29 protein-coding genes, 2 tRNA genes and 1 other annotated feature are annotated in these 26748 nt (G+C 42.2%); of the genes, 25 read left to right on the forward strand and 6 right to left on the reverse strand.

Translation table 11 applies throughout. The features are described from left to right. Positions 1 to 127 precede the first annotated feature (127 nt). The gene (locus AWM75_RS04845) at positions 128 to 1318 is read left to right on the forward strand and encodes a hypothetical protein (protein ID WP_067978937.1); all 1191 of its coding nucleotides are present in this window, start codon (positions 128 to 130) and stop codon (positions 1316 to 1318) included. Positions 1319 to 1518: 200 nt separating this feature from the next. On the opposite strand, the gene AWM75_RS04850 is transcribed toward AWM75_RS04845, so the two are convergent. Next, entirely contained in the window at positions 1519 to 2085 is a 567-nt protein-coding gene (locus AWM75_RS04850) for an NADPH-dependent FMN reductase (RefSeq protein WP_067978940.1), read from the reverse strand. A 179-nt stretch (positions 2086 to 2264) separates the two neighbouring features. On the opposite strand from AWM75_RS04850, the gene amaP reads away from it, so the two are divergent. The 5 genes from amaP to yidD all read left to right on the forward strand — a co-directional run bounded on the left by amaP (position 2265) and on the right by yidD (position 4522). Next, the gene (amaP, locus tag AWM75_RS04855) at positions 2265 to 2843 is read left to right on the forward strand and encodes an alkaline shock response membrane anchor protein AmaP (RefSeq protein WP_067978943.1); all 579 of its coding nucleotides are present in this window, start codon (positions 2265 to 2267) and stop codon (positions 2841 to 2843) included. A gap of 17 nt (positions 2844 to 2860) precedes the next feature. Further along, positions 2861 to 3067, forward strand: a complete 207-nt coding sequence (locus AWM75_RS04860) for a DUF2273 domain-containing protein (protein ID WP_067978946.1) — start codon at positions 2861 to 2863, stop codon at positions 3065 to 3067. A gap of 74 nt (positions 3068 to 3141) precedes the next feature. Beyond that, on the forward strand, positions 3142 to 3597 hold the full coding sequence (locus tag AWM75_RS04865) for an Asp23/Gls24 family envelope stress response protein (protein WP_067978949.1): 456 nt from the start codon (positions 3142 to 3144) through the stop codon (positions 3595 to 3597). Between the two features lie 51 nt (positions 3598 to 3648). Next, entirely contained in the window at positions 3649 to 4224 is a 576-nt protein-coding gene (locus AWM75_RS04870; RefSeq protein WP_067978952.1) for a DJ-1 family glyoxalase III, read from the forward strand. Further along, entirely contained in the window at positions 4217 to 4522 is a 306-nt protein-coding gene (gene yidD, locus AWM75_RS04875; protein ID WP_074572576.1) for a membrane protein insertion efficiency factor YidD, read from the forward strand. The genes AWM75_RS04870 and yidD overlap by 8 nt, the downstream gene beginning before the upstream one ends. A gap of 59 nt (positions 4523 to 4581) precedes the next feature. Here yidD and glmM read toward each other — a convergent pair whose 3' ends face one another. The 3 genes from glmM to cdaA are packed head-to-tail and all read right to left on the reverse strand — an operon-like array spanning position 4582 to position 7919. After that, entirely contained in the window at positions 4582 to 5943 is a 1362-nt protein-coding gene (gene glmM, locus AWM75_RS04880) for a phosphoglucosamine mutase (protein ID WP_067978955.1), read from the reverse strand. Positions 5944 to 5959: 16 nt separating this feature from the next. After that, a complete protein-coding gene (locus AWM75_RS04885) occupies positions 5960 to 7081 on the reverse strand; it encodes a CdaR family protein (RefSeq protein ID WP_067978959.1) in 1122 nt (373 codons plus the stop codon). Beyond that, positions 7074 to 7919 (reverse strand): diadenylate cyclase CdaA, encoded by an 846-nt coding sequence (gene cdaA, locus AWM75_RS04890; RefSeq protein ID WP_067978962.1) that lies wholly within the window; start codon positions 7917 to 7919, stop codon positions 7074 to 7076. The genes AWM75_RS04885 and cdaA overlap by 8 nt, the downstream gene beginning before the upstream one ends. Positions 7920 to 8008: 89 nt before the next feature. Here cdaA and AWM75_RS04895 point away from each other — a divergent pair, with 89 nt between their 5' ends. The 8 genes from AWM75_RS04895 to AWM75_RS04930 all read left to right on the forward strand — a co-directional run bounded on the left by AWM75_RS04895 (position 8009) and on the right by AWM75_RS04930 (position 14384). Next, a complete protein-coding gene (locus AWM75_RS04895; RefSeq protein WP_067978965.1) occupies positions 8009 to 8785 on the forward strand; it encodes a pseudouridine synthase in 777 nt (258 codons plus the stop codon). Continuing rightward, positions 8754 to 8984 (forward strand): hypothetical protein, encoded by a 231-nt coding sequence (locus AWM75_RS04900; protein WP_067978970.1) that lies wholly within the window; start codon positions 8754 to 8756, stop codon positions 8982 to 8984. Before AWM75_RS04895 ends, AWM75_RS04900 begins: the two co-directional genes overlap by 32 nt. 59 nt (positions 8985 to 9043) lie before the next feature. After that, positions 9044 to 9124 (forward strand) — tRNA-Tyr (locus AWM75_RS04905). 20 nt (positions 9125 to 9144) lie between these two features. After that, positions 9145 to 9216, forward strand: a tRNA-Gln gene (locus AWM75_RS04910). Between the two features lie 377 nt (positions 9217 to 9593). Beyond that, positions 9594 to 10301: an aggregation-promoting factor C-terminal-like domain-containing protein gene (locus AWM75_RS04915; RefSeq protein WP_067978974.1), complete on the forward strand. Its 708-nt coding sequence runs from the start codon at positions 9594 to 9596 to the stop codon at positions 10299 to 10301. Positions 10302 to 10612: 311 nt separating this feature from the next. Then, positions 10613 to 12418, forward strand: a complete 1806-nt coding sequence (glmS, locus tag AWM75_RS04920; RefSeq protein ID WP_067978978.1) for a glutamine--fructose-6-phosphate transaminase (isomerizing) — start codon at positions 10613 to 10615, stop codon at positions 12416 to 12418. Between the two features lie 180 nt (positions 12419 to 12598). Beyond that, positions 12599 to 13450: a MetQ/NlpA family ABC transporter substrate-binding protein gene (locus AWM75_RS04925; RefSeq protein WP_067978982.1), complete on the forward strand. Its 852-nt coding sequence runs from the start codon at positions 12599 to 12601 to the stop codon at positions 13448 to 13450. 193 nt (positions 13451 to 13643) lie between these two features. Next, positions 13644 to 14384, forward strand: coding sequence for a gamma-glutamyl-gamma-aminobutyrate hydrolase family protein (locus AWM75_RS04930; RefSeq protein WP_067978984.1), 741 nt, complete (start codon positions 13644 to 13646; stop codon positions 14382 to 14384). A gap of 35 nt (positions 14385 to 14419) precedes the next feature. Here the strand turns inward: AWM75_RS04930 and AWM75_RS04935 are convergent, their stop codons facing one another. Both AWM75_RS04935 and AWM75_RS04940 read right to left on the reverse strand, forming a co-directional pair. Beyond that, positions 14420 to 16111, reverse strand: a complete 1692-nt coding sequence (locus AWM75_RS04935) for a putative glycoside hydrolase (protein WP_067978987.1) — start codon at positions 16109 to 16111, stop codon at positions 14420 to 14422. 127 nt (positions 16112 to 16238) lie between these two features. Continuing rightward, positions 16239 to 17105: a putative RNA methyltransferase gene (locus AWM75_RS04940; protein WP_067978990.1), complete on the reverse strand. Its 867-nt coding sequence runs from the start codon at positions 17103 to 17105 to the stop codon at positions 16239 to 16241. Positions 17106 to 17216: 111 nt separating this feature from the next. Between AWM75_RS04940 and AWM75_RS04945 the strand changes: the two genes are divergently transcribed. The 11 genes from AWM75_RS04945 (at position 17217) to AWM75_RS04995 (ending at position 26684) form a co-directional block, all read left to right on the forward strand. Next, on the forward strand, positions 17217 to 18041 hold the full coding sequence (locus AWM75_RS04945) for a hypothetical protein (RefSeq protein ID WP_067978992.1): 825 nt from the start codon (positions 17217 to 17219) through the stop codon (positions 18039 to 18041). Between the two features lie 13 nt (positions 18042 to 18054). Continuing rightward, positions 18055 to 18690 (forward strand): DsbA family oxidoreductase, encoded by a 636-nt coding sequence (locus tag AWM75_RS04950; protein ID WP_067978995.1) that lies wholly within the window; start codon positions 18055 to 18057, stop codon positions 18688 to 18690. Positions 18691 to 18760: 70 nt separating this feature from the next. Next, positions 18761 to 19357, forward strand: a complete 597-nt coding sequence (locus AWM75_RS04955; RefSeq protein ID WP_067979001.1) for an SGNH/GDSL hydrolase family protein — start codon at positions 18761 to 18763, stop codon at positions 19355 to 19357. A gap of 20 nt (positions 19358 to 19377) precedes the next feature. Next, positions 19378 to 20694 carry an alpha-amylase family glycosyl hydrolase gene (locus AWM75_RS04960; protein WP_067979004.1) on the forward strand — a complete coding sequence of 439 codons (1317 nt, stop codon included), beginning with the start codon at positions 19378 to 19380 and terminating at the stop codon, positions 20692 to 20694. A gap of 12 nt (positions 20695 to 20706) precedes the next feature. After that, positions 20707 to 21507, forward strand: a complete 801-nt coding sequence (locus AWM75_RS04965; RefSeq protein WP_067979007.1) for a Cof-type HAD-IIB family hydrolase — start codon at positions 20707 to 20709, stop codon at positions 21505 to 21507. A gap of 15 nt (positions 21508 to 21522) precedes the next feature. Continuing rightward, positions 21523 to 22149 (forward strand): NUDIX hydrolase, encoded by a 627-nt coding sequence (locus tag AWM75_RS04970; protein WP_067979010.1) that lies wholly within the window; start codon positions 21523 to 21525, stop codon positions 22147 to 22149. Continuing rightward, positions 22146 to 22721, forward strand: coding sequence for an ECF transporter S component (locus AWM75_RS04975; protein ID WP_067979013.1), 576 nt, complete (start codon positions 22146 to 22148; stop codon positions 22719 to 22721). Before AWM75_RS04970 ends, AWM75_RS04975 begins: the two co-directional genes overlap by 4 nt. 9 nt (positions 22722 to 22730) lie before the next feature. Then, complete coding sequence (locus AWM75_RS04980; RefSeq protein WP_067979014.1) at positions 22731 to 23261, forward strand: acyl-CoA thioesterase; 531 nt, start codon at positions 22731 to 22733, stop codon at positions 23259 to 23261. A 30-nt stretch (positions 23262 to 23291) separates the two neighbouring features. Next, positions 23292 to 23480: a binding site (T-box leader), on the forward strand. A gap of 43 nt (positions 23481 to 23523) precedes the next feature. Further along, a complete protein-coding gene (gene proS, locus AWM75_RS04985; RefSeq protein ID WP_067979019.1) occupies positions 23524 to 24975 on the forward strand; it encodes a proline--tRNA ligase in 1452 nt (483 codons plus the stop codon). A gap of 94 nt (positions 24976 to 25069) precedes the next feature. Next, positions 25070 to 25783, forward strand: coding sequence for a class A sortase (locus AWM75_RS04990; protein WP_067979022.1), 714 nt, complete (start codon positions 25070 to 25072; stop codon positions 25781 to 25783). Positions 25784 to 26087: 304 nt separating this feature from the next. Then, positions 26088 to 26684 carry a nitroreductase family protein gene (locus AWM75_RS04995; protein WP_067979024.1) on the forward strand — a complete coding sequence of 199 codons (597 nt, stop codon included), beginning with the start codon at positions 26088 to 26090 and terminating at the stop codon, positions 26682 to 26684. Positions 26685 to 26748 lie beyond the last annotated feature (64 nt).

Consider the following 26748-nt stretch of genomic DNA (forward strand, 5'->3'; position numbering starts at 1 on the left):
TGAAAAAGATGAGCATTTAAAAATATAATATATAAGGTCCTTGAAGTAAGTGTTAAATAAGCTTGGTTTTTTGCCATAAATTATGGTATGCTTTTAACATTAATTTTTATTTAAGAGAGGACTTAATATGCAACCAATTTATGCTTTTACGCTGATAGTGGTGGTCTTTGCCTTGGGTAATATTATTGCTGTTAAAACACGGTCAATTGTATCCATGCTTTTCACTGCTTCAGCTTTCTTTCTAATTGCTTTTATCTTAGGATTGCCCCGGACAGTATTAGCTGATTCTACTTTATTAGATATGGGTGCTATGCTGATCCCTATCCTACTCGTCCATATGGGAACGTCTATGAATTTTAAACAATTATTAGAACAATGGCGGGTTGTACTGGTAGCTATAGCCGCCATTATTGGTATAGTAGTTGTTGTTGTCGGCCTTGGTCAGTTCTTAGTTGGCTTACCTGCTGCCCTTGTGGCTGCGCCTCCAATTGCTGGAGGGGTGATTGCCGGTATTCAAATGGGTGAAGTTGCTGCCAACCTGGGGATGGCTGAGTTACAAATTTTAGCTTCTTTACTGGTAGTTGTCCAAGGCTTCTTTGGCTATCCAATAGCTTCTTTTGCCCTTAAAAAAGAAGCTAACCGGATTGTCGAGGAGTACCGTCAAGGCACCCTAGCGCCTTTGAGTGAAGCAGCTAGCCGCAAGGATTCTGGTAAAATTATTGGTGATGTGCACGAGGATTTAAAATCGGATGAGTGGTATCTGGCTAAGGTAGCACTTGTAGCCGCCCTTGCAGTATTTGTCTCATCAGCAGTGCAACAAGTAGTGGGTTTCAATCTATTAGATAAAAATATTTTGGCTCTCTTATTTGGTGTCCTAGCCCATCAGGCTCATTTACTAGAAGCTGCACCTTTAAATAAGGCAAATTCTTATGGCATTGCCATGGTTGCTCTAACTGTCGTAGTAATTTCAGGTCTGACAGGGGCGACGGTAGATGTCCTAATTCAATTATTACCGATTATTGTAATTACACTCATCTTAGGAGTTATTGGTATTGTCCTGATGTCTGTTATTGCAGCCAAAGTCTTTAAAGTAGATATTTGGTTGGCTATTGGTGTGGGGGCTTCTGCTCTATTCGGCTTCCCAGGAACCTTTATCATACCGACCGAAGTTTCAAATGCTGTCTCCCAGTCAGCTGAAGAGCGTCAGGCTGTCTTAGTGAGAATACAGCCGCAAATGCTGGTTGCTGGTTTTGTCACTGTGTCAATCGCTTCAGTTGTCTTAGCCGGTATTTTATCACCAATTTTAGCTGGCTTATAAGTCGTTTCTAATGGTTGACGGTTTTAGAAGGTTGAATATTTTTAGATTAAAAACAAAGAGTCCCGCTAGCAATTTTTGCTAGCGGGACTCTTTGTCTTTCTTGGGAGGAGAAAGATATGAAGAAAAGTAATTTGGTATATTTATATAATAGGCTAGTCTTGTGAAGAAAGTATGAATAGACTGGTTAAAAAATAAGAAGACTAGAAACCGTATGCTTCATCTTTTTTTCGTTTAATTTCCGCATAGGTGTCTGCTTGGGTGAAGAGATCATCTGCTAAACGTTCTAAACGGAAGGTAATTGTATCATTAATAATTTCATTACGGCCAAAATCTAAGGATTCAATAAAGACGTATTTAGAAACTACATTGGCTTTCATATAGTTTAAAATGGGGAAGAGTTGCGTTTCAGCAATCAAATAGTGGCGGGCTGAACCGGCGGTCATAATAACGGCAACCGTTTTATCACGCAAGGCGTTAACTGGTAATAAATCAAAAATGTTTTTTAAGGTAGCAGGAATGGAAGCTTGAAAGGTTGGTGATCCAATAATTAGGGCATCAGCTGCCATGATTTCTTGTAGAATATCCTCTGTTTCACCTGGATATTCCATGAAGTTACGCCCATCAGCAAACATAAGGTCATGCTCAGCTAGGTCAATAATAGAGATATCTTGGTCAGGCCTTATCTTCTTAGCTTCTTGGACAAAGGCATCAATTGCTATCCGTGTTTTAGTTCCAATATTTGAGGCAGAAATTGCTACAACTTTCATTTTATCGTCTCCTTTTATCGCTGTTACTAAGCTTAGTTTAACATGTACTAGGGTGGTTAGCTAATAAAATGTTTCAAATTCGAAATAAATAAATTGTTAGTGATTGAACAGCGTATTTCTTTTAATTTATCGCGTTAGTAAGCTATAATGAGGATAAAGTTATTTAAGGAGGAATTAACATGGGCGGTTTTAGAAGATTTTTGCAAATAGTCCTCAGCTTGCTGGCTTTAGTAGCAGTTGTGCTTAGTGTCGCCACTTTTTATCCTATTCCCTATATTAGTGGATTTGTATCTTACTTAGTGGTCCAGCAATCATACCTGAACCTGGTAGTAGCAGGGATTTTGGCGCTTTTAGCTATCTTAGCCTTGGTGCTCTTTTTCCAAGCCATATTTGCACCCAGCAAGCATGATGAATTAGTGATTGAAACCGATCGCGGAGAAATGATTCTGCAAAAGCAAGCGGTAGAATCAACTGCCATTCGGGCTATGCGGTCAATGCCGCAAGTTAAGTTTCCCCAAGCTAAGGCTATCTTTATTAAGGACCCACACCATACTAAGTTAAACTTGGAATATAGTGTTGAGGAAGGCCGTGATATTGTTAACCTCTCTCAACGCATTCAAGAGCGGGTGGCTGATGAGGTTTCTAATTTCTTGGGAGTACCAATTGCTAAAGTCAATGTCTCAGTTAAACAAGTTAACCGTGATGATATGCGTCGGGTTCGTCAAGAACTAACGCCTACTCAACCTCGTGTACGCTAGAAAGGTAGGAAATAATAATGAGCAATTTACCAGATAACGTTAAAGCATATAAGGGCCGGATTATTGGTCTTTTACTAGGATTTATTTTTGCCTTACTGGTTGTTACCCTAGGTTTGGGATATGCCCTAGCAATCGCCCTAGTCTCAGCTATCGGTTACCTAGTGGGGGCCTATCTTGATGGTTCTTTAGATTTAGAAGCCTGGTTTGATTTCTTCTCCCGCTAAGCATATTATTTGAGACTAAAGTTGAAACCGGTATAATAGAATTGTAGATAAGAAATTTTCAAGGAGGAATATATATGGCTCAAGAAAATGTAAAACATGAAAATACTTTAACTTTTGAACAAGCTGTTTTAGAAAAAATTGCTAACTATGCAGTTTCTAACGTAGAAGGTATCCTAGAATTAAAAGGAAACTTCTCTTCTAGCATCAAAGATTTCTTCTCTTCTCATGAAGATGAAACAAAAGGTGTTACGGCTGAAGTTGGTCAAAAAGAAGTTGCCCTTGACTTAGAAGTTATCGGTGAATATGGTAAAGACCTACAAAAAGCTTTTACTGATGCTATTGAAGCAATCAAGAAAAATGTCGAGCATATGACAGGTTTAAAGGTTGTTGAAGTTAATATGAACGTAAATGACCTATTAACGCGTCGTGAATACGAAGCTGCTCAAAACGAAAAGTCACGTCAAGCAGCTGAAGAGCGTCGTCAAGCTAACCAAGATGGCGAATACAGTGATGGCTCACGCGTACAATAATAATTATAAAAAAGTGGGCCTAGCCCACTTTTTTTGATGAGGGGGATTATAATGGATAAAGTTGCACTTTTAATTGCTGACCAGTGTGAAGAAACAGAAGCAATAACGGTAGTTGATTATTTAAGGCGGGCAGAAATTTCTATTGACCTAATTTCTATTACAGGTGATTTAACAGTTAAGGGTGCCCATGGCATTAATTTTCAAGCAGATTTTCTCATAGACCAAGTTGAACTCAGAGATTATGATTATCTAGTATTTACGGGTGGATTGGGCAACGCTAAGGCTTTAGCAAGTGATGATCGCGTGCTTACTAATGTGCAGGCCTTTTTCCGTCAAGGTAAAAGATTAACAGCCATTTGTGCAGCGCCCCTAGTTTTCGAGGCGGCTGGTCTAGCTGATAAAATTAAAGGCACTGCTTTTCCTGGTATCTTAGAGCAGATTGATTATCAAAGTCCCAGTCAAGACCTTGTTGTCATAGATAGTGAGCATGGGATAATCACATCTAGAGGGCCAGCAACTGCCCTTTGTTTTGCTTTAGCCCTGGTTACAGATATAGCAGGACAGACTGCGGCTGACCAATTGGGTCAAGAACTGCTAGTTCCCGAATTTAAGGCTAGTCATGCTTAAGCGTGCCTTGCAAGCTCTGGTCATTTTTTACCAAAGATATATTTCCCCCGCCTTTCCTCCTAGCTGTCGCTACTATCCATCATGTTCTTCTTATATGCTTCGCGCCTTAGACAAGCACGGTCTAGTGAAGGGGCTGATGATGGGAACTGGTCGGATATTGCGTTGCCATCCTTTTGCTAGGGGCGGCTTTGATCCGGTTCCTGACCACTTTACCCTGAGGAGAAATCGCAGTAATGATTTGCCTGAGGCTGAAAAACAGGCTTTGATTGCTGACCACCACCGCCGACATCATCATTAAATCAGAAAACCCCTCTTAGCCAATTTTAGCTAGGAGGGGTTTTCTAGTATACAGTTAGTTTATTCGACACCGTATTCAGCAGCAACTTGGTCAGCAATGCGTTGGGCGTAGGCTTGAGCTTTTTCATCTGTTTCAGCTTCGACCATTACGCGTAGCAGGTTTTCGGTACCTGAAGGACGTACCAAAATTCGCCCATTGCCAGCCATTTCGTCTTCCACAGCCTGGGTTACTTCTTGGACACTAGCTGATGACATCGCTGCCTCTTTGCCTTCCTTAGTGACCTTAACATTGATTAAGACTTGTGGATAGGTTGGCATGTCACTGGCTAAATCAGATAGGGTCCGACCAGTTTGCTTGACAATGTTTAACAATTGAATAGCTGATAATAAGCCATCACCGGTCGTATTGTGGCGCATAAAGATGATATGCCCTGATTGTTCGCCACCAAGATCGTAACCACCTCGGCGCATTTCTTCAACTACATACCGGTCACCGACAGCTGTCTGCTTAGTATTTAGGCCTGCTGCCTCACATGACTTGTAGAAGCCAAGGTTAGACATCACGGTTGATACGATAGTAGCATCTTTTAATTTGCCATGTTCATTGAGGTACTTACCGCAGATAAACATGATTTTATCACCGTCAACCAGTTGGCCGTTTTCATCGACAGCAATACAGCGGTCGCCGTCTCCATCGAAGGCTAGGCCAACATCGGCGCCGTTATCTACTACCATTTGTGCTAAGGCTTCAGGATGGGTAGAGCCAACGCCATCATTAATATTGATACCATTCGGGGAAGTTCCCATTGTCTTAAAATCAGCATTTAAATCAGCAAATAGCCGGTTAACAACTGGTGCAGTGGCCCCATTAGCAGCATCGATACAGAGGTTCAAACCCGATAAATCTTGAGAAATTGTGGCAGTTAAAAATTCTAGGTACTTAGCCATTCCTTCAGGGTAATCGATGGCTCGCCCCAATCCTTCCGCACTTGGGCGTGGTAAGGTATCTTCTTGATCTAAATAGCTTTCAATTTCAAGTTCTTGGTCATCTGATAATTTGAAACCATCACTACCAAAGAATTTAATGCCATTATCTGGCGCCGGGTTGTGGCTGGCTGAAATCATGATACCAGCAGTAGCACCCGTTACCCGAGTTAGGTAAGAGACAGCTGGCGTTGGGACTACGCCAAGTTTGAATACTTCTATCCCGATAGATAAGAGACCAGCAACCAAGGCTTCTTCTAATAATTGACCAGAAACGCGGGTGTCGCGAGCGACTAAGACCCGTGGGTGATCAATATCTTCAGGGGCATGTTGGATGAGCACATGGCCGCCAAAACGACCTAATTTAAAAGCAAGTTCAGGGCTTAGCTCACTATTAGCTAAACCACGAACACCATCAGTACCAAAATATTTTCTCATTTTTTTCTCCTTTAATTTAAACTTGTTTAAATAATTGATGTAGGGATCGAATTAAGCCAGTTGGGATAATTGCTGATAAGGATTGGTCGGCTGCTTCTGACTCAATCGGCAGATTAGCAGCACCTTCAGCCTCTTCCTGGTTTTGATTGCTGGACTGACTTTGACCAGTGTTAGTCGACTCAGTTTTACTTTCTGGTGTGACCATGACTGATACCGTGGCTGGCGTGATAGTGGTAACGCCGGCGGGTACCTCAATTGGTGCTTCCACAATAGTTTGTTCTTTAATGCCGCCAACATCGACCAGGGCTTGGACACTATCCAGTTGGTTGATGGCGTCCTGGTCACCTATGACAGCAGCATGATTACCAGATTGGATTTCTAGTTGGTAGTCATAATTGTTATCTTGGTTAATTGCTTGTGTTTGGATTGGAATTGAGGTCCCTGGATGGTTAAGGTTAACCCGGACCTTGATTCGGGCCGGTTCGACATTAACATCCAGCAGTTGGCCATCACTATCGCTTACCAATACCGGTGCATCGATGGTGACATCTTCTGAAAGGTTATTAGGCAAGTTGACCTTGGCTGTCACACTAGCGATTTTAGCCATAGTCGATGCTGCTGCTTGAATATGGACAGTCTCAGGTTCTAAATTATAGGAGGCTAGACTATATCCTTCGGCAATTTGGCCTTCATCAAGATTAACAGCAATATCAAAATGATTACTTTCTAGGACTTCGATATTGATACTAACATTTTTGGGATTGACTGAATACTGTAATTCAGATGGCAAATTAACAACTTCTAATTGAATATAGTGATTGCCTGGTCCGAGTTGGGAAAGATCTTCAGTTTGTACCTTGAATTCGTTGCTTTCTAAAGTTTGACGAATTAAAGAAGATGGCCCCGTCAGTTCAATATTCGCTGTTTCGGGAATCCCAGTTACATAATAGTCCTCAATGTTACCCTGGACATAAACTGGAACATTAGAGACAGTTTCTGTACGGTTATCACTGACATTTTGGAAGAAGGCAACCGGATTATCACTATAACGCTCAGCCTTGACAAAAATGAAGAGAAAAAGCGCGAGAACAAGTGATAGTAGCTTTAACATAGACCGGTTTTCGTAAATTCTATTCATCCTGGTCACCTCCTAGACTCTTGGCGAATAGGTTAACGAAGAAATTATCGTCATCATCATCATCTTTGCTAAGAAAATGATCAGCCAGGCGGCTACAAAGTTCATCGCGATCAAGCTCACGATCGATTTTACCATGATAGGTTAGTGAGACATCACCAGTTTCTTCCGACACAACGATGGTAACCGCATCTGTATTTTCACTGAGTCCGACTGCTGCGCGGTGACGAGTACCTAGCTCTTTAGGAATATCAGGATTTTCTGATAAAGGCAGGTAGGAGGCCGCAGATGAAATTTCTAAATCTTGGATAATTACGGCACCATCGTGGAGTGGCGTATTAGGGATAAAAATATTAATAAGCAGCTGGGAGGAGATATTAGCGTGCAGTGGGATACCGGTTTTAGCATAGTCAGTGAGAGACTGGGTTTTCTCCAAGGAGATTAAAGCACCTATTCGACGTTTAGCCATATATTGACAAGCTTCGACAATTTCATTTATCATTTTTTCACTTGGGTTAGCGTAGTGGTTGTCGCTAGTATTTATTAGGAAACGTTTGCCAATAAATTCAAGCCCTCGCCTGATTTCTGGTTGAAATATGACGATGGCTGCAATGACTGACCACCTGATGATATTATTCATAATCCAATCAATGGTTTCTAATTGGAAGAATGAAGAAATGAGTTTACCTAGTAAAAATATGAAGACACCATTCATGATGTTGATGGCCCGCGAAGAGCGCAGGATTTTTATCAGTTGATAGATAATAAACCAAACAAGTAAAATATCGATTAAGTTAGCCAAATTACTCCAAGTAAATAAGCTTTCCCAACTGAATGACATATTTTAACCTCCTTATCTAGAATTCTTTAATTAGTATAGCATAACTACTAAATCAAACCACGCTTAAGCTAGCATGGGAAGGGGCAAAAATGAGAATTTTTGATTATTTAAAACAAGGTCAAGGCTTGACAAGTAAAGCTGCTAAATCAGCCCTGAAGCAAGACTTGGTCCAAGTAGATGGTCAGCTGGTCACTTATCCCAGCTTTATTGTCGATCCAGGCTGGCAAGAAATTAGCTTGGCCGGTATAGATATCACTGATAGACAATTAGCCCACCACCACTATATTTTGAACAAACCCGCTGGCTATTTGAGCGCTAGCCGGGATGAAAAGTGGCCAGTTGCCCTAGATTTAATTACTAATAGCCATCAGCTTAAGCTCAGTTTGGTAGGGCGATTGGACAAGGATACCCGAGGCCTACTCCTAGCTACTAACAATGGTCAGTTACATTATTTGCTAGAACAAGCTCGCTTTCATGTCGAGAAAACTTATCTAGTCAAGGTTAATGGGCCTTTAAATGAGGCAGATTGTCAGGCTTTTAGCCAAGGAATAATTTTTACTAGTGGATTTGTCTGTCAACCAGCTGTCTTGGAAATTGTAACCACAACTCGCCAAGTAAGCCAAGCCTATGTTACAATAACGGAAGGGCAGCGCCACCAAGTTAAAAAGATGTTTTTAGCCCGCGGCCTGCGAGTAATTGATTTACAGCGTTTGCGCATGGGCCCCTTAGACTTAGGAGCAGTGCCCCTAGCAGAGGGGAGCTTCCGGCCTTTACTGGCTGATGAAGTCAACCAGTTAAAATTATTAATGAATGATCCTTTGAGGAGGAGAAACTATGAATCAGACACAAATAAGAGAGCTGACTAATAAATATATTAAACCTGAGTATCAGGAAGAGGCCCAAAGCTTGGGGCAAAAACTATACCAGGAGTATGAAGCCGGCAAATTGAATAAAATTAAAGCTTTGACTTACTTACCTAAGTTGACCAAAATGATTAAGGATGAGTATCGAGACCAAGCTGTTCAAATCGCCAAAGATTTTTTAGCGGGAAAACATAAAAATTAGAAAAAAGACTTGCATTTGTAAATAACCCGTGATATTATATAAAAGTACGATGAAACAGCGGAGGGGTAGCGAAGTGGCTAAACGCGGCGGACTGTAAATCCGCTCCTTCGGGTTCGGCAGTTCGAATCTGCCCCCCTCCATCATCCTAAATTTATATTATTGGGGTATCGCCAAGCGGTAAGGCAACAGACTTTGACTCTGTTATGCGTTGGTTCGAATCCAGCTACCCCAGTTATAAACCGAGCTTAGGCTCGGTTTTTTTGCGCTCCTTTATCTAAAAGATGACAAGTTTTGCAAAAAGTAACAAAGAAGCGCCGAAAGTAACAGCTAGGTTAAGCTGGCTTAACGTTGCCTTTAAAAGGCCCAAATCAAGCTAAACTCGTGTTATATTTCTTCTTGTCAGATGCAAGGCGGGCGTGAGGCCTGGCGCTTAGAACTGATTCCTTGGCATAAAAGACGACCAATATCGCTTATATTGTGTCAAATTTTATGAAAGGACTTCAGTTCTGCCAGACCGAACCCGACTATGCTGGGAATACTTGTATCAGAGTGAGAATTTAGCATCTGTGTTCTAAGTTCCAATATCATAAATAAAGGGGAAATATAAAAATGAAATTAAATAAAGTAATCTTATCCGCAGGTCTAGCTGCTAGCTTTGTGGCTGCTTACCAAGCTAATCAAACAAGTGTAGCAGCCAGTGGTTGGCAAGCACGCACAGTAGTACAAGTTGCAGCCGATATTAAAGATAATGGTCAAGCCAAGTATTACCAAGTACAAGCTGGTGATACCCTAGCGACAATTGCTAAAGCCATGGCAGTTGATTTACAAGATTTGGCTAAAGAAAATGAGATTGCTGATGTTAATATCATCGAAGTAGGTCAAGAATTAACTAGCAACCAACCAGGTCAAGCTTCTGACACTAGTCAAGCAAGTGACCAAGTTGCACCAGCTAGTGACCAAGCAACTACTAGCCAAAGTGCTTATGCACCACAAGCAAGCTATGCCTATAGTTCAGCCTCATATTATGAAGAAGTGCCCGTATCAGAGCCTGTAAACTATGGTGCTAGTTATGTTGCCAGCACTAGTGGCTCAGAGGCTGCTGCTAAAGAGTGGATTGCCCAAAGAGAATCAGGCGGGTCTTACACGGCTTATAACGCTGCTGGTGGTTACTATGGCCGTTACCAACTAAATCCTAGCCTAGTAGCTTATGGGGCTTCCCCAGCTGAGCAAGAAGCTGCTGCTGATCAATATGTGGCAGACCGCTATGGTAGCTGGACCAATGCGCAAAACTTCTGGCAAGCTAATGGCTGGTACTAATCTCTTAAAAGAGATATAGGAAATATTAAGGGTCCGGAATCTTTGTTTCCGGACCCTTAATGTTTATGACAAAATATAGCATTATTATTTTTCAAAGGCTCAATTTTATTGTAAAATAGAACAGCTACTTATTATTAATAAAATCTGTTTGATAGCGCCAGGCTTTATTTAAGGTGACGAGGACCAAGTTTATCGAATTTCGGCGGATGACTTGGAGGCTGTACAGTCTATAGGGTGAGACAAAAGTCTAAGGACCACAAAACATAGCCCAAGTACAATAAGTAGCCAATATTTTTAAGGAGGCATATTTTATGTGCGGAATTGTTGGTTACATTGGACAAACAGGAGCCCAGGAGATCCTGTTAACAGGATTAGAAAAGTTAGAATATCGTGGCTATGATTCAGCTGGTATTTATGTTGTTGACCAGGAGGATCAAGGCCATCTATTCAAGGAAAAGGGACGTATCCAAGCCTTGAGGGACAAGGTTGACTTTTCTTTTGTAGGTAAAGCTGGTATCGGCCATACGCGCTGGGCCACTCATGGTGTACCTAGTGTCGCTAATGCCCACCCTCATCAATCTGAGTCAGGCCGGTTTACTTTAGTACACAATGGGGTTATTGAAAATTTTCAAGCTTTAAAAGACCAATACTTCACTGGTCAAGATTTTCCAAGTCAAACGGATACGGTGATTGTAGTTGAATTAATTGACTATTTTGCTCAAAAAGAAGGCTTATCAGGCCTAGCTGCTTTGAAACGGACCTTAAAAGAGCTAAGAGGTTCTTATGCTTTTGGCTTAATCGACCAAGCAGAACCCGGCAAACTCTTTGTAGCTAAAAACAAGAGCCCTTTACTAATTGGTAAGGGTCAAGGCTTTAATACCACTGTTTCTGATGCCATGGCTTCAATTCAATTAACTTCTGATTACTTTGAATTAGCTGATGGGGATGTGGCGGTTTTAACAGCTGACCAAGTTTATATTGAAGACCAGGCAGGTCAAGAGGTTGACCGTGACACCTTCAAGGCAGAGATTGATGCGGATGACTTAGAAAAAGGCACCTATGATTACTATATGCTTAAGGAAATTGATGAGCAGGCTCAAGTGATGCGCCATATTCTGCAAGCCTACGGTGATGACCAGGACCAGGTTCAAGTGGATGCTGCTATTTTAAATGATATCCAGGCTAGTGACCGGATTTATATCATTGCAGCCGGTACTTCTATGCATGCTGGTTATTTAGGCAAGCATTATCTAGAGAAATGGGCACATATTCCGACTGAGGTGCATATTGCTTCAGAATTCTCTTATAATATGCCCCTGCTTAGTGAGAAACCATTCTTTATCTTTATTTCTCAGTCTGGTGAAACAGCAGATTCACGAGCTGTTTTGGTTCAAATCAAAGCAGCAGGTTACCCAAGTCTGACGATTACCAATGTGAAAGGATCAACCTTGTCTCGGGAGTCAGACCATACCATGTTACTACATGCCGGCCCTGAAATTGCGGTAGCTTCAACTAAGGCCTATACTGGTCAAATTGCTGTTTTAGCCGTTTTGGCTAACAGTTTGGGGCGTGCCAAGGGCTTAGACCAAGTGGATTTGTATCATGAGTTAGGACTTGTGGCTCAAGCTATGGATACCGTACTAGCCGACAAAGACCAATATCAAAATATGGCTCAAGACTTCTTTGTGGGGCAAGACCATGCCTTTTATATTGGCCGCGGCCTCGACTACTATGTGAGCTTAGAGGCAGCCTTAAAATTAAAAGAAATCTCTTATATTCATACCGAAGGTTTTGCAGCCGGAGAACTAAAACATGGTACGATTGCTCTGATTGAAGCAGGTTTACCAGTAGTGGCGATTATCAGCCAAGCTAGTCTAGCTGACCACGTGCGCGGTAACTTGGAGGAAGTGCGGTCACGGGGGGCCCATAGTTTAGTCATTGTGACTGAAGATTTAGCCCAGGCTGGGGACCAAATTATCCTACCTCAGGTACATCCCGACCTTACCCCATTGTTGACAGTTATTCCAACCCAGTTACTAGCCTACTACGTGACCTTGGCTCTGGGCTTAGATGTTGATAAGCCTCGTAACTTAGCCAAGTCAGTCACTGTGGAGTAGTACCCAAAAATAAATAAATTTTAGCTAGCTAAGGACAGATTAACCTTGGCTAGCTTTTTTATATACAAGTGGCTTAGCTAACCGACATGAAAGTGAAACTTGTCATCGTGGGAGGGGTTTCTTGTTCAATTTAGGGGCCTTTGCTATAATTATGACTAATGAAAGTAAAGGAGTGGTATGATGAAAAAAGTTCTGGCCTTATTATCCTTGATGGTTATTTTCCTAGTGGGTTGTGGTCAAAGTGACCAAAAAGTCTATAAAATTGGAGTTATTTCGGATGAAACAGCTGACAATTGGCAGCATGTAGCTGACCGATTAGCTGAAAAAGAAAATATCCAGCTAGAGATAGTTAAATTTGATGACTATGTCCAGCCTAATACAGCTTTAGCAGAAGGGGATATTGATGCTAACGTCTACCAATATATTCCTTTCCTGTATGAATATAACCAATCTCATGAGACTGAACTCCGCCCAATTGCTTATACAACCCTGATGCCAATCTTGATTTATGGTCGTGAAGGCATTGATAGTTTGAACCAAATTCCTGATGGCGGTAAAGTTGCTTTAATTGAAGACCCTGTTAACCTAGGTAATTCTCTCAAACAATTAGAAGCAGCCGGTTTGATTAAGGTTGATCCAGCTGCTGGGGCTACGCCGACCCTAGAGGATATCACTGATAATCCGAAGCAGCTAGAATTTATCCCGATGGCGACTGGGGCTGTTGCTCGTTCTTTGGGAGATGTTGATGTCGTCGTACATGGTGCTTCTACTCTTGCTGAAGCAGGTCTTAACCTAGACCGGGCCTTGTATACTGAAGATACTAAGACAACTTCAAATCTCTTCCGTTTGACTTATGTGGTTAATAAAGACCAAGTAGAAGACCCTATCCATGAGAAAATTCTAGCTGAATATCAAAAACAAGAGACAATCGACTATGGTCGCAGCCATGGTTCTAAGTTGTTCTATCCTGCTTGGCAAGATGGTGGCCAGGCTTTGGCTGATTATGAAGAGTTTGCTCAAAGCCAACAATAGATCACTAGCAAGCGAAATTTGCTATCAAAAGGTCAGGTCCCTTAGGTTGACAAAGATATTTTAGGACGTTAAAGTTAATAAACAAAAGTCAGTTTTGAATGATGAGAGCGTCTTGCCCATGAGTGGTTACTAGGGGCAGACGCTTTTTAGCATCATAAAATAAACTGGGCCAGACAAAAGAGGAGTGCTTGCTATGACAAAACCACTAATTGGTGTGACATCTGCTGACCGAATTTTTTTCCAAACGGATTATTTTGAAGGCATTCGTGTATCTTATGCCCTATCAACGATTACCAATGCTGTGATTGCAGCGGGCGGACTACCGGTTAATATTCCTATTCACCAACCTGAACTCGCTAAGGACTACATTAATAATTTAGATGGCTTAGTACTATCTGGTGGTACTGATGTCTCGCCACAAATGTATGAGGAGACTCCACTACCAAAAATTGACCGCATTGATCCTTTGCGTGACCAGCGGGAAATTGCCTTGGTTAAGGCAGCATTTGCTAAAAAAATTCCAGTATTAGGAATTTGCCGGGGCTTTCAGTTAGTTAATGTGATTCTGGGCGGTAGTCTTTACCAGGATTTGTCTTATTTGGAAGACCAGATGATCCAACATGATCAATTAGCCAACTCTAATATTCCAGTCCATAGGATCAGTGTAGATAGCCAGTCTCATTACGGGTCTTTTACACCTGATCAAACTTGGATCAATTCCTACCACCACCAAGCCATTAAAGATTTAGCTCCTGATTTGAAAAGGGTAGCCTGGGCTGATGACGGCATTGTAGAGGCTGCGGAAGTTCTTGATGATCGCTATGACTTTATGGGGGTCCAGTATCACCCTGAAAGTTTGGCTGATGAATATCCTGTTCACCATGCTCTATTTGAAGATTTTATTGTTAGAGCGCAACAAAAGCATCAGCATTAAAAAAACCAGTCGCCTCAGGCGACTGGTTTTTTATTTTAATAATTAACTCCAGTTGAATAATCGTTACTAGCATCCCATAGTAGATATTCATGGACACCGTGTTCGGCTAGGGTGTCAATTTGGGCCTGGACTTGAGGTGCATTGTAGTCGATATACATACCGTCTGGTAGGTATGATGCGGTGAAATCCTGTAACCAAGGACGAGATTTAGGTGGATGACTTAAGTTGTTATTAAGGGCTAGTTCAGCTGTAATATAGTGTTCAACAACAGCACCAGGTTCCTTATCAGGTGCGGCAATACCAAAATCACCCGGCGTCCAATGAGATGGATAAATCATAGCTGAGATAGCATCAACATTTTCAGCAATTGCTGCGTAGTCTTGGCCGATACCAGTAGCTGATCCAGATGTTGTTACATAGCCAAAGATATCGGCAGAGACTTCAACACCATATACTTCTAGCTCCTTCTTAGCATAGGCTAAGAAATCGGCAATAGCTAACTGGCGAGCTTCGACAGAATCTTTACCATATTCGGCATAATCTCCCATATCATAATCTAATTCAGTTGCTAGACTATCGAAGGCTTCTGGGAAGCGGACATAATCAAATTGGATATCTTTAAAACCAGCCTTAGCTGCTTCTTTAGCGATATCAACAACGTAGGCCCAAACTTCTTTGTTATATGGATTTAGGTAGGCTGCGCCAATATCGTCAGTCCAAACTTCACCATTGCTATCACGGAAGGACCATTCAGGTTTATCAGTAGCAGCAAAGTTATCTTTGAAAGTTGTGATTCGAGCGATTGGATAGATTTGGTTTTCTTCCAGGGTAGCCATAACGTCATTCTTATCGAAAGTTTTCTGCACCATGGACTGAATTAGCTTATCATCAGTTTCGACATCGGTAGTGATTGAACCCCAGTCAGACTTATAGTCAATAACGACAGAGTTAAGACCAGAAGATTTAATCAAATCAATATTACGTTGGTAGATTTCTGGTGTTCCCATACCGTGAGCTGAGAAGTAAATACCCTTAACGCCCTCTTCTGGATAGGCAATATCTACGCCTGAATCAAAAGTAAATTTACCAGGCAGGCGTGACGGCCGCTCGATAAATTGACCACCGGTATTAACGCTGAGTTCAGTCGGTCCCTCTTCAAGTTTTGCGCTAGTATCAACAGCCATAATAGCTGGTGTCGCTTGGCTGGCTTGGGCTAGATCGGCTTGGGCTTGTTGATGCATTTGGTTAAGCTGAGAAATCCCATCATCAAAACTTGCTAAATCAGCTTCTTCTTTAGTTAGATGTTGGTAAAAGTTATCCTCTGCTTCGAGCAGGCTCTGGTAGTCTTGGATATAGGCATTCAGACTTTCACCTGCGGCTTGGCCAGCTTGGGCCAAATCTTGAGCTTGGCCATCTTCAGCTAGCCAGCTAATGTTATCTTGGAAATTATCATTAGCCTTTTTTAGGTCAGAAAAGGCATCTTGCCGACTTTTAAGATTGGTCTGGCTGGCACCATCCTTCTTAGTTAATATGGTTAAGCTTTCATCAGCTGCGATATCTTTTTTGAAATCTTCAGACAGTTGATCTTCAGCGGCTTGAATTTCATTGATAGCCGTGATAGCATCTTGGAAGTTTTCCTGGGCCTTTTTACTTTCACTTTCAAGATTTTTTTGACAACCTACCAATAAAAAGCTAGTCATCAAGAGCGTCGCTGCTTTTTTCTTCATGCTTTCTCTCCTCTATCGTTTTCTTCATTAAGAATAATTGTAACAATATATCCTAGAATGGCAATTAACAACTTATGAAAGTCTTAAATAAGAGCTTTTAAATAGGATTTTGTACACTTTATTGTATTTATTGTTGGTTAGCTACTAGGACAATTAGGTCAATTGTAATTTGTTTTAATTTTTGTGCGAGTAACTGACGCTGGTTTTCATCTAGTTGCCAAGTTAAGGGCGTCATATTGACTAGATTAAGGGCTTGGCTAGTATTTAAAGAGACTTGATCCTGGTAACGGATTTCATGGTAAGTCGGGAAGTGACTAGCGAATATATCAATGGAGTCTTGGCTTTGATGGTCGACTTGGTCTGGTGGTAGGATGGCCTGGCGAATTTCTTTTAGGTAGTTGGTGCCGGGAATAACTTTTATATAGAAGCCTGATTCCTTGAGCACTCTTTTTGCTTCACTATAGTTGGAAGGAGAGAGAATGGTGCATAAATAATCTATCGTGTGGTCCTTCATGGGGATACGTGCTAGGTCAGCGACTAGCCACAGACCCTGACTATAGTGCTTGGCAGCTTGGCTAATACCATCCTTAGCTAGATCCAGGCCGATAATTTTGGGGCAGGGCGAGAGTACTTGACTGAGTTGGTAGGCCTGGCTAGCTTCGCCACAGCCGAGATTGACCAACACTTGGTTGCTATTAAAGGTTGCCCCCGCCTGGACTAGGCAATCCTTGATGGTCTGGTAGAGACCACTATACAACTTCAACTGGCCCATGATTTGGTAGCGACTGGAAAAGAGATTTTTATCATAGTGTTTTTCTTGGTGGTTGGGGGCCAAGTTGAGGTAGCCTTGTTTAGCGATATCAAAAGTATGCCCCTGGTTACAAATTAGCTGGTAGTCTTGGCAAGTAAGGTTATTTTGGCAGAAGGGGCAGGTCATGAGGGGGGAGACTTGTGCTAATCTTTGCTTGGCTAGGTCTTTTTTACTGACGAGCATGTGGATACTCCTTTTTCTTTCTAGTATACCATGGTGTAGGGGCTTAAAGCTTCTTAACTAGTATTCGGTCTGGCTTAAGGTTAAAATAAGTTAGAAGAGAGGAGTAGCTTTATGTCTAAAAATAGGATTTTGGTTAGTCTGCTGATTGGTGGTCTGATGGCAGCTAGCCTAATTTTGGTCCAGCAAGTCTTTCCAAGTCCAACCTTCCAGGCCATCTTTCCAACCAGTCCCTTACTTAAGAGTCCCTGGTTTATTCCCCTATCCGGTTTTTTATACACCTTATTTTTTAGTCTGATTAGCTATGGTTATGACCTAGTTGACCTCAGATTACCAGGCAGCAGTCAGTTTAAGGCAGGCCTCTATGTAGCCTGTACCGGGTTAATTTGGTTGGTGTATGTGAGCGAACCCCTACCCCATATCCAGGGGGCTGATTGGTTGCTCAATCCCTTACGTTTGGTTTTTATTTTTACTATCCAGTATCTACTTATTAAAAATTGGTTAGCTAGACCTAAGGGGGCTTACCGACCTAAACCCTTATTGTATTTAAGAGGCCTGTGGGTATTTATTGTGACTGTGGTTGTCTTTCGCTATATTGCATATATGGCCTTTGGTGTTTATGCGATGCCAAACCAGGCTCTATATACGAATATAATTTGGTCCTTTAGCTTAGGCCTTGCAGTGGGATTAGTTTTTACTATATTGCAACGCTTTCTTCGCCGCCAAGATCGTTCTGGTAAGGTCAAGCAATTTACTAGCTTTTTTGCTGTGAATTGCCTAGGCTACCATCTTGCTTATTTTTTGCATTACCAGGTTGATCTATTAGAATTCGCTGTGCGCATCTTTTTAGATATCCTGGCCGTTGCTTTGGCTAGCTATATCGTTGTCAATTTTCAAATTGAACACCCGTCCCAGGACCGGCCTCAACATGACCATTAAAAAGGAGACATTTATGAAAATTCAAATTTGGAGCGATTTTACTTGCCCCTTTTGTTATATAGCTAAGGCCAATCTAGACCAGGCCTTAGCTCAATTAGGTCTAGACCAGAGTCTTGACCTTGAGTATAAGTCCTTCCAGCTCCATCCGGACTTGGATTCAGCTAAGTATCAGACTTATCTGAACTTCCTTGATCATTTGGGGTGGGATGATGAAAAAATCAAAGACTTTAGCCAACAGATAGCAGTCCTAGGTCAGTCAGCGCAGGTAAATATTGAAATCGATAAACTACCAGCAGTTAATACCTTGGATGCCCATCGACTTTACCAATATGCTAAGGAGCAAGGCAAGGGCTTGGCCTATTTTACTAGTTTGAGTCAGGCCTATTTTGAGGACCAAGCTGATTTATCTGACCATAATGTTTTAATAAACCTAGCTAGCAATCTAGATTTGGACCAGGATGAGCTATCCTTAATTTTGGCAGATAAGTCAGCTTATACTGGCCAAGTTAACCAAGATATTTTTCAAGCTGGTGCCATAGGTGTCGAAGGGGTTCCCTTTATGGCGCTAGCAGGCAAGTATGCGATACCAGGTCTGCAAAGTGCTGAGATTTATAGCCAGGCTATCCAACAAATTTCCCAGGCTGAATAGGGATTGCAGACCCCAATAATAATCGGTAAAATGAGCATGAATAGCTGCTAGCCAGCCAAGGAGGGCTAAAATGACGGACGTATTTTTAGGCGATTCGATTACCCGAGCCCATAAATCAAGTCGCATTCAGGACCTAGGACAGGGCTATGTCCAACTGGTTTATAATTTGTTAGCTGACCAGTCCCTTCAGCTCCACTTTATTAACCAGGGGCATAACGGGGCTAAGTTAGTGGATTTACTTTTTTATTTGGACCAAGATTTGGGTCAAGTAGTCGCTGACCAGCCAGTTAGGCGTATTTTCCTCATGGCTGGGGTTAATGAACTTTGGCAAGCTTTGGATTATAGCGATGAGGCTTGGAGACAGTATCTGCGTAAGTTTGCTGGTCAGGCGCGACAATATCTAACTAGTATTCGCCAAACTAGCCCCGAATCTGAGCTTTGGTTGCTTTTGCCAGTTGCTAATTTCTCTGGGAGAGGGCAAGACCGTTTAAGAGATTTGCAAGCTACTTGGCAAGGTCTTGCCGAGGAGCTGGCAGTTAATTACTTGAATTTGCAAGACTTACTAAGCCCTGGTGACTTTTTGCCCGACCAGGTTCATCTTAAAGTGAGCGGTCATGAGCAGATAGCCCAGGCTGTGGTAGCCCAGGCCTTTAGGTTTGACCAATAATTAATAAGGAGGCCAATATCATGGCAAAGGTAACCAATTTAACATTAAGACATAAGGTGCTCTATCATATCTATGTGGCTAATTTTACCGAAGCTGGCACTATCCAGGGCATTATTCCTGAGCTAGGGCGCTTAAAAAAATTAGGTGTCGATATTATTCAGCTAGAGCCCATTTTTAAAGCTAGTCCTAATGAAGATGGGACGATTGATCCTTATTTAGTCCAGGGCTTGGAAGAGATTGATCCACGCTATGGCGAGGTCGAAGATTTATTAGCCTTGAGCCAGGCGGTGCATGACCAAGATATGCAGCTCATGTTGTCTGTGCCTATGGTAAGTTTTTCTAGCGATTCCCCCTTAATTCAAGCTCACCCGGACTTCTTTTTACGGAATGACCAGGGTGAATTTTACTCACGTTTTATTCCAGAAGGCAGGGCCTGTGACCTAGATTACACCAATCCTAAGCTCTGGGATTATTTGATTAAGTATCTAGAGTACTGGGCCTATTATGTGGATGGTTATTCAGTGCCAGCGGCTGCTCTAATCCGTCCTGAATTCTGGACTTCAGCGCGGGCTGAGGTGGAAGACGTCCACCCGTACTTTTATTGGGCTGGTGGCCAGCTAGACGAGGTCACCATGCGACGTCTCCAAAGTCAACGTATCCAATATTGGAGTGAAGGTGAGTTGTATGCCAATTTTGATATGTTAGATGAGGCAGTTTACAGCCATTTTCGTCAGTACTACCGAGACCAAAAGATTTCTCTCAATAACTATATGCTAGTTTTTAGTCGGGAAGAAATTATGTCGCCTTGGACCTATGTCCGCATGCGAGGAACCGAACTAATTTATGATGCTGGCCAAAACCGAATTGCCCAATGGTCTCCAACAATGGAGATTTTAGAAACCTGGACAGCTTTCACCTTTTTTGTTAAAGGAATCACTAGTTTAGTAATGGGCCAAGAATATGCTTTAACTGAGCCCATTCCTACCATGACTGACCAAGCCATTGATTGGACGATTAATCATGACCTAAGCCCGCTGATGAAAAAGTTATCTGATATCAAAAAGAGGGAAGTTTGTAAGAGTGGCTACCACCTGATTAGTGGTGTCGACAACCATACCATCAAGGCCAGCTACCATTACTATAACCAAAATTTGGTGGGGCTTTTCAAAGTAAAACATAAGATTGGCCCACAGTCGGTTGAAATTGGTTTTCCTGATGGTCATTATAAGAATTTACTGTCAAATCAGGATTATTATGTAAAAGATGGTATGGTGACGGTTGATATTGAACCAGTAATCCTTTCTTATGAAGGCCCTATCACGCTACCGACACTTTAGGAGGCAGAGATGATGTATAAGCTAATGGCATTTGATGTAGATGGTACCCTTGTTAATTCGGATAAAGAAATTTTGGCATCTACCCGACGAGCGATCCGCGCTGCCCACCAAGCAGGCGTGCGCACTATGATTTCATCAGGGCGGCCTGCTGCGGGTCTAGAGTTTATTGCTTTGGATTTAGGGGATGACTTAGTTGATTATTTATCTTGCTTAAATGGTAGCTTGGTTGTTGACCGTACTAGCCAAGAAAAATTGCTAGCGACTTACCTCACTGATGACCAAGTAAAAGAAATTACTAGTTTTGCCCAAGCTTTTGGTTTTGATGTTAATGGTCACGGTGACCAGCATGTCTTGGCAGCTTGGGAACCGCGCTTCCCTTATATAGCTCTGGAAGCTGAAGTTGTTCATATGCCATATAAGGTGGTTGACTTTAGTCTGCTGGACCAGCCCTTCCATAAATTGATGATCACAGGTCACCCTGAGGATTTGGTCTTCTTGCGGTCCAAGCTACCTTTGGATTGGCATGATCGTTACCATATTGTCCAATCAGCGCCTTATTTCCTTGAATTTAGTCCCTTAGGAGCCAGCAAGGGTCAGGCCCTGGCTAAGTTGGCAGAAAAACTAGGGATTGCTCAAGATCAGGTGATGGCCTTTGGCGACCAAGAAAATGATATTTCCATGTTAGAATGGGCTGGCACGGGCGTGGCCATGGGTAATGCAACCGACCAAGTTAAGGCTGTCGCCCAGTATATTACTAAATCAAATGATGACCATGGCATTGCCCAGGCTATTGAGGCATTAGTATTAGTTTAAGTTTGAGGAGGGGCTATGCGAGCTATCGAAGAAATTTTTGCCAGCTACGAGGGACGTCCCTTGGGGGTTGAGCGCTTTTATGCAGTTTTACTGCCCCTAGTCGAAATTGCTGGCCAGCAGTTTCTCTTATATGAAGTACGGGCTGCTCACATTTCCCAAGCGGGAGATGCAGCCTTCCCTGGTGGGCGATTAGAGGATGGGGAGACATTTAGGCAGGCAGCCATTCGTGAGACGGTTGAAGAAATAGGTATAGCTGCTGAAAAGATAAAAATCTTAGGCGAAATGGATTATTTCATTAATCATAAGCGAGCCATAGCTAGCTTTGTGGCCCGTTTAGAGATAGATAGTCTAGCCGACTTGTCTGTAAATACAGATGAGGTTGAGCGCGTTTTTTTGATTCCCTTGGATTATTTGATGGCTCAACCACCTCAAAGTTATGAAATTTCGTTTGACCCTCAAGTTCCGGCTGATTTTCCCTATGATAGCTTGCCTAAGCCAGGAAAACAACGTATCGGCCGTCAGCCCAATCAGAAGTTGCTTTTCTATCATTTTAAAGATGAAGTAGTCTGGGGCATGACTGCGCAATTGACCAAACGTTTTATTGATATCATCCAGGATAATTTATTAGGAGGGGCCTCGTGAAAGGGAAAGAAAAAACCTTACAGCTAACTATTTATGCCTTATTTATTGCGATATTAACGATTCAAACCTTCGTGCCAGTTTTGGGTTACCTTCCGCTGGGGCCTATTCAGGTCACTATTATTCAGATTACTGTAATTGTTGGGGCAATCTTGTTTGGTCCTAAGACGGGAATCTTGTTAGGTGGCTGCTGGGGAGGGCTACGCTTAATTAAGGCGGCTTTAGAACCCAATATTTTAAGTGCAGTTTTTCTAAACCCAATGGTGTCTTTACTCCCTAGATTATTAACTGGTCTAGTGGCGGGGGTAGCCTTCAAAACACTTAACCGCTATTTGACCAGGCAAAAGGCAGCTTTTTGGACGGGTTTGCTGGGCTCTTTAACCAATACAGTTCTGTTTTTAATGGCTGTTTATCTATTTGCAGCAGATGCTTATGCTAAGAGTCTGGGGATTCCCAAAGAGGGATTGCTATTAGCCTTGGCCACGGTAGCCGGAACTAATGGGGTCTTAGAATTAATTGCTAGCGGCATTTTGGTCCCCCTCTTGGTAAAGCCCTTAGCCAAAATCATAGATTAGGAGAGAAAGATGGAAGTTAGAACTTGTCGACAAACCCTGGCCATTCAAACTCACCGGATCCTACCTCAACACACCAATTCTTTTGGTAATATGTATGGTGGCCGGTTGCTAGACTTTTTAGATAATGTAGCATCAATTGCTGCCTCGCGGATGACTCGGACACCGGGTATGACAGCAGCCTTGGACACCATGAACTTTATTAAGCCGTTACCGGAAAACCATTCGGTATGCTTGGAGGCTTATGTAACTGGTGCTGGTAACCGTTCCCTAGAGGTTTTTGTTAAGGTTATGGGTGAGGATTTGAATAGTGGCGAACGCTATTTGGCAGCTACTGCTTTTGTCACTTATGTGGCCATTTTACAACCAGGACAGGACTTTCAAATGCCGTTACTTAAGGCTGAAAGTAAGGAAGAAAAGCTAGTTTGCGCCGGCTACCAAGATCGCCAAGCTGTGCGCAAACAAAAACGACTGGCAGATAAACAATTCCACCAAGATTTATCCACCGAGATTGTCTGGCTACAATTAGGTGACCAAGATTAGTTTGACAAAAAATCACTAATCAGTCACAATAGAAGAGAGTAGACTAGTAATTATACTATGGGTATAGAGAGTGACGGTTGGTGAAAAGTCATCCCCGCTGGTATGGTGAACCTACTACCCTAACTTGCCTTAATCCGGCACGGCCTACCCCGTTATGGTAAATGAGAGAAGTTATTAATGACTTAACAAAGGTGGTACCGCGAGTTTTTCGTCCTTTATGGGATAGGAAAACTGGCGTTTTTTTATTGAAAAGGAGATTACAATGGCAGAAGAAAAAGTTAATTTACAAACTGAAGATTTTTCTAAATGGTATTTACAGAGTATCCAACAGGCAGACTTGTTTGCTTATGGACCTGTTCGGGGGACCATGGTTTTCAAACCTAATGGCTTTGCCCTATGGAAAAAAGTTCAAGACTATTTTGAAGCTAAGATTACTGAAGAAGGCGTGAAGGGTGTTTACTTCCCGATGCTGATTCCTAAGCACTTCTTTGAAAAAGAAGCTGACCACGTGGAAGGTTTTGCGCCGGAATTACCTTGGGTGACCCAAGCAGGGGATGAAGAGTTAGAGGAGCCTCTAGCCTTGCGGCCAACTTCAGAAACCTTATTTGGTAATGCTATGTCTGACTGGATTAACTCCTACCGTGATCTACCTATGGAATTAAACCAATGGGCTAATGTTTTCCGCTGGGAGAAACGGACCCTACCATTCTTACGGACTACTGAATTTTTATGGCAAGAAGGTCACTGTGCCTATGCTACAGCTGAAGAAGGTCGTGAGCGGACGCTAACTTTCCTAGAAATTTATCGCGAAATGGTCGAAAATCTGCTGGCTATTCCAGTTTATGTTGGCCAAAAAACAGAGTCTGAGAAGTTTGCTGGTGCCGAGGCAACTTATTCCTTGGAGGCTATGGTTAAAGATACTAAGTCTGTCCAAGCTGCCACTTCGCATTTTTTAGGTACTAATTTTGCTGAGGCCTTTGATATTAAGTATCTGAATACAGAGAACGAACATGTCCATGTACATACGTCATCATGGGGGATTTCAACCCGAATTTTAGGTACGATGATTATGACTCACGGCGACGAAAAGGGCTGTGTTTTCCCACCAAAAATGGCACCGATTCAAATTGCCCTCATCCCAGCTGGAAATATCAAGAAAAACCCGCAAGTCTTAGAAAAATTGCGAGAAATTGAAGCGGAGTTAAAAGCAGCTGGCTATACGACTGAATTAGATGATTCTAATAACTCTGCTGGTTATAAATTTAATGAAGCCGAGGTGAAGGGTATACCGCTACGGGTTGAATTTGGCCCACGTGATATGGAAAATAATCAATGTATGATTAAGATGCGTGACCTTGATGACAAGGAAAGTGTCGCTTTGGATGATTTGTTAGATGTAGTTGCTGACCGTATGGACAAAATGCAAACGCGTCTCTTTGAAAAGGCTGATCAATTCCGTAAAGAAAATGAGCACTATGACATCGATACGATGGCAGAGTTAGAAGCGCACTTGGCTAAATGTGAAGAAAGTGGTCAACGTCCAGGCTGGATTTTGGCTGGTTGGGATGGTACTGAGGCATCAGAAGAAGCAATTAAGGAAGCCACCGGTTTTACGACTCGTAATATGCCTTTTGAACCTGCTGTTAAGAAGGAAACATGTATTTACTCAGGTAAACCAGCTAAATATACAGTTTGGTTAGCACGGGCTTATTAAAATTTAGTAAAAATAGTACTGGAAAGGCAGAAAACTAGTTTTGAAACGGATTTTTTCTATATAATAGACCCAATAGAAAAGAGAGGGTGGTCCTGTGGCCAAGCAAAAAAAATCCGGACGCTTTAATTGGCAGACCCTACTAGGAATTATTTTGATTTTAGTAGCCGTTGTTCTGCTAGCGCTAGAACCGATTCAAAATTACATGTTAAATAATGGTATTGAAAATAATCGGGTAGAAAATCTGACCCGCCAGGATATTGTCCAGGCTCAGCAAGCTGAGGTAACCTATGATTTTTCTGATGTGAACCCGCTAGACCCGCGTCGTGTGATTGCTGATCAGGCTGACGCCAGTCAATTACCGACAGTTGGTGCTCTGGCTATTCCGGACCTGGGGATGAACCTTCCAATTTATAAGGGTGTTTCTGATGCTGGTATGTATTTTGGCGCGGGAACGCTTAAAGCTGACCAGGCTATGGGCCAGGATAATTATGCCATCGCCAGTCACCATTCAGCTCATGAAGGGATGCTATTTGAACCTTTGATGCGCGCTCAAGTAGGTCAAACAGTCTATTTGACAGATTTAAAAAATATTTATGTCTATGAGATTGATCGGGTGGAAGAAGTAGATCCTTCCCGGGTTGATGTGATTGAAAATAATGGTCGTGATATGCTAACTATGATTACTTGTACCTTTGATTTAGCAAACCGGGTAGTAGTCCAGGCCAATCATGTGGATACAGTAGCAATCGACCAGGCAACTACTGAGATGTTAGATGCCTTTAACATTAATCAAAACATTCCAGACTAGTGAAACGACTTTAGTTCAGCTTCTTTGCTGTAGCCGTAACATTTCCAATGCGTACGGATATAGTAGGCTATGCTGGAGCCCAACTAAGCTGCTAACATTTGTATCATCGCAAGAGCCCGGGGCTTATGTCCCAGGCTTTTTTTGTCGCCATAAATGATGGCTTCTCCCCTAATCTGGGCTACTTTATCCACTTTGACTTTAAATTCCTTAATAAAAAATTACTTACTTTTTATAAGCAAACTACTTCCAATTCGATTTAATACCTGTTATAGTTGTCTTATAAAATATTTGGAGGTAACAATCAATGACTAATTTTAAAGAACTTGCTAGCAAGCGCCGGACGGTTTATCACTTAGGTCGCAATACTGAGGTCAGCCAAGAGGAAATCAGTAACTATTTAAGCCAAGTGCTTCAAGAAGTACCAACAGCTTTTAATAGTCAAACTTCTCGTATCGTTATCGTTTTTGGCGATAAGCACGAGGCCCTTTGGCAAGAAATTTACAATGTTCAAGAGCAAGTTCTTGCAGGCGATATGTGGGACATGATGTCTGGTGTGATTCAAGGGGCTCAAGCTGGACTTGGCACTGTTTTATTTTTTGAGGATCGTGACCAAGTTGCTCAAATGCCAACCAATAGCGAGCGCCAAGAAGCCTATAAACAAAATAATTCTGCTAACAATCAATATGCTGCTTGGTTAGCCCTTGCTGAATTAGGTTTAGGTGCTAGTTTGCAACACTTTAACATCGGCTATGCCCAAGGCTTCGACAAGTCAATTAAGGAATTACTTGACTTACCAGCTTCTTATGAACTAGTTGCGCAAATGCCATTTGGTTCAGTAGAAACACCTGCCCAAGAAAAAGATTACCTAGCAACTGAAGAAAAAATTCAAGTGATTGGCTAATTCTAGCCTAAGCACCAAAAACTGGACCCTGGCTAGGGCCCAGTTTTTTTATAAGAAGGAAGCT

Source organism: Aerococcus urinaehominis (genome assembly GCF_001543245.1).
GTDB lineage: Bacteria > Bacillota > Bacilli > Lactobacillales > Aerococcaceae > Aerococcus > Aerococcus urinaehominis.

Coding starts and splice junctions, on each gene's coding strand:
- AWM75_RS04845 (WP_067978937.1), top strand. CDS start 128: ATGCAACCAATTTATGCTTTTACGCTGATAGTGGTGGTCTTTGCCTTG.
- AWM75_RS04850 (WP_067978940.1), bottom strand. CDS start 2,085: ATGAAAGTTGTAGCAATTTCTGCCTCAAATATTGGAACTAAAACACGG.
- amaP (WP_067978943.1), top strand. CDS start 2,265: ATGGGCGGTTTTAGAAGATTTTTGCAAATAGTCCTCAGCTTGCTGGCT.
- AWM75_RS04860 (WP_067978946.1), top strand. CDS start 2,861: ATGAGCAATTTACCAGATAACGTTAAAGCATATAAGGGCCGGATTATT.
- AWM75_RS04865 (WP_067978949.1), top strand. CDS start 3,142: ATGGCTCAAGAAAATGTAAAACATGAAAATACTTTAACTTTTGAACAA.
- AWM75_RS04870 (WP_067978952.1), top strand. CDS start 3,649: ATGGATAAAGTTGCACTTTTAATTGCTGACCAGTGTGAAGAAACAGAA.
- yidD (WP_074572576.1), top strand. CDS start 4,217: ATGCTTAAGCGTGCCTTGCAAGCTCTGGTCATTTTTTACCAAAGATAT.
- glmM (WP_067978955.1), bottom strand. CDS start 5,943: ATGAGAAAATATTTTGGTACTGATGGTGTTCGTGGTTTAGCTAATAGT.
- AWM75_RS04885 (WP_067978959.1), bottom strand. CDS start 7,081: ATGAATAGAATTTACGAAAACCGGTCTATGTTAAAGCTACTATCACTT.
- cdaA (WP_067978962.1), bottom strand. CDS start 7,919: ATGTCATTCAGTTGGGAAAGCTTATTTACTTGGAGTAATTTGGCTAAC.
- AWM75_RS04895 (WP_067978965.1), top strand. CDS start 8,009: ATGAGAATTTTTGATTATTTAAAACAAGGTCAAGGCTTGACAAGTAAA.
- AWM75_RS04900 (WP_067978970.1), top strand. CDS start 8,754: ATGAATCAGACACAAATAAGAGAGCTGACTAATAAATATATTAAACCT.
- AWM75_RS04915 (WP_067978974.1), top strand. CDS start 9,594: ATGAAATTAAATAAAGTAATCTTATCCGCAGGTCTAGCTGCTAGCTTT.
- glmS (WP_067978978.1), top strand. CDS start 10,613: ATGTGCGGAATTGTTGGTTACATTGGACAAACAGGAGCCCAGGAGATC.
- AWM75_RS04925 (WP_067978982.1), top strand. CDS start 12,599: ATGAAAAAAGTTCTGGCCTTATTATCCTTGATGGTTATTTTCCTAGTG.
- AWM75_RS04930 (WP_067978984.1), top strand. CDS start 13,644: ATGACAAAACCACTAATTGGTGTGACATCTGCTGACCGAATTTTTTTC.
- AWM75_RS04935 (WP_067978987.1), bottom strand. CDS start 16,111: ATGAAGAAAAAAGCAGCGACGCTCTTGATGACTAGCTTTTTATTGGTA.
- AWM75_RS04940 (WP_067978990.1), bottom strand. CDS start 17,105: ATGCTCGTCAGTAAAAAAGACCTAGCCAAGCAAAGATTAGCACAAGTC.
- AWM75_RS04945 (WP_067978992.1), top strand. CDS start 17,217: ATGTCTAAAAATAGGATTTTGGTTAGTCTGCTGATTGGTGGTCTGATG.
- AWM75_RS04950 (WP_067978995.1), top strand. CDS start 18,055: ATGAAAATTCAAATTTGGAGCGATTTTACTTGCCCCTTTTGTTATATA.
- AWM75_RS04955 (WP_067979001.1), top strand. CDS start 18,761: ATGACGGACGTATTTTTAGGCGATTCGATTACCCGAGCCCATAAATCA.
- AWM75_RS04960 (WP_067979004.1), top strand. CDS start 19,378: ATGGCAAAGGTAACCAATTTAACATTAAGACATAAGGTGCTCTATCAT.
- AWM75_RS04965 (WP_067979007.1), top strand. CDS start 20,707: ATGTATAAGCTAATGGCATTTGATGTAGATGGTACCCTTGTTAATTCG.
- AWM75_RS04970 (WP_067979010.1), top strand. CDS start 21,523: ATGCGAGCTATCGAAGAAATTTTTGCCAGCTACGAGGGACGTCCCTTG.
- AWM75_RS04980 (WP_067979014.1), top strand. CDS start 22,731: ATGGAAGTTAGAACTTGTCGACAAACCCTGGCCATTCAAACTCACCGG.
- proS (WP_067979019.1), top strand. CDS start 23,524: ATGGCAGAAGAAAAAGTTAATTTACAAACTGAAGATTTTTCTAAATGG.
- AWM75_RS04995 (WP_067979024.1), top strand. CDS start 26,088: ATGACTAATTTTAAAGAACTTGCTAGCAAGCGCCGGACGGTTTATCAC.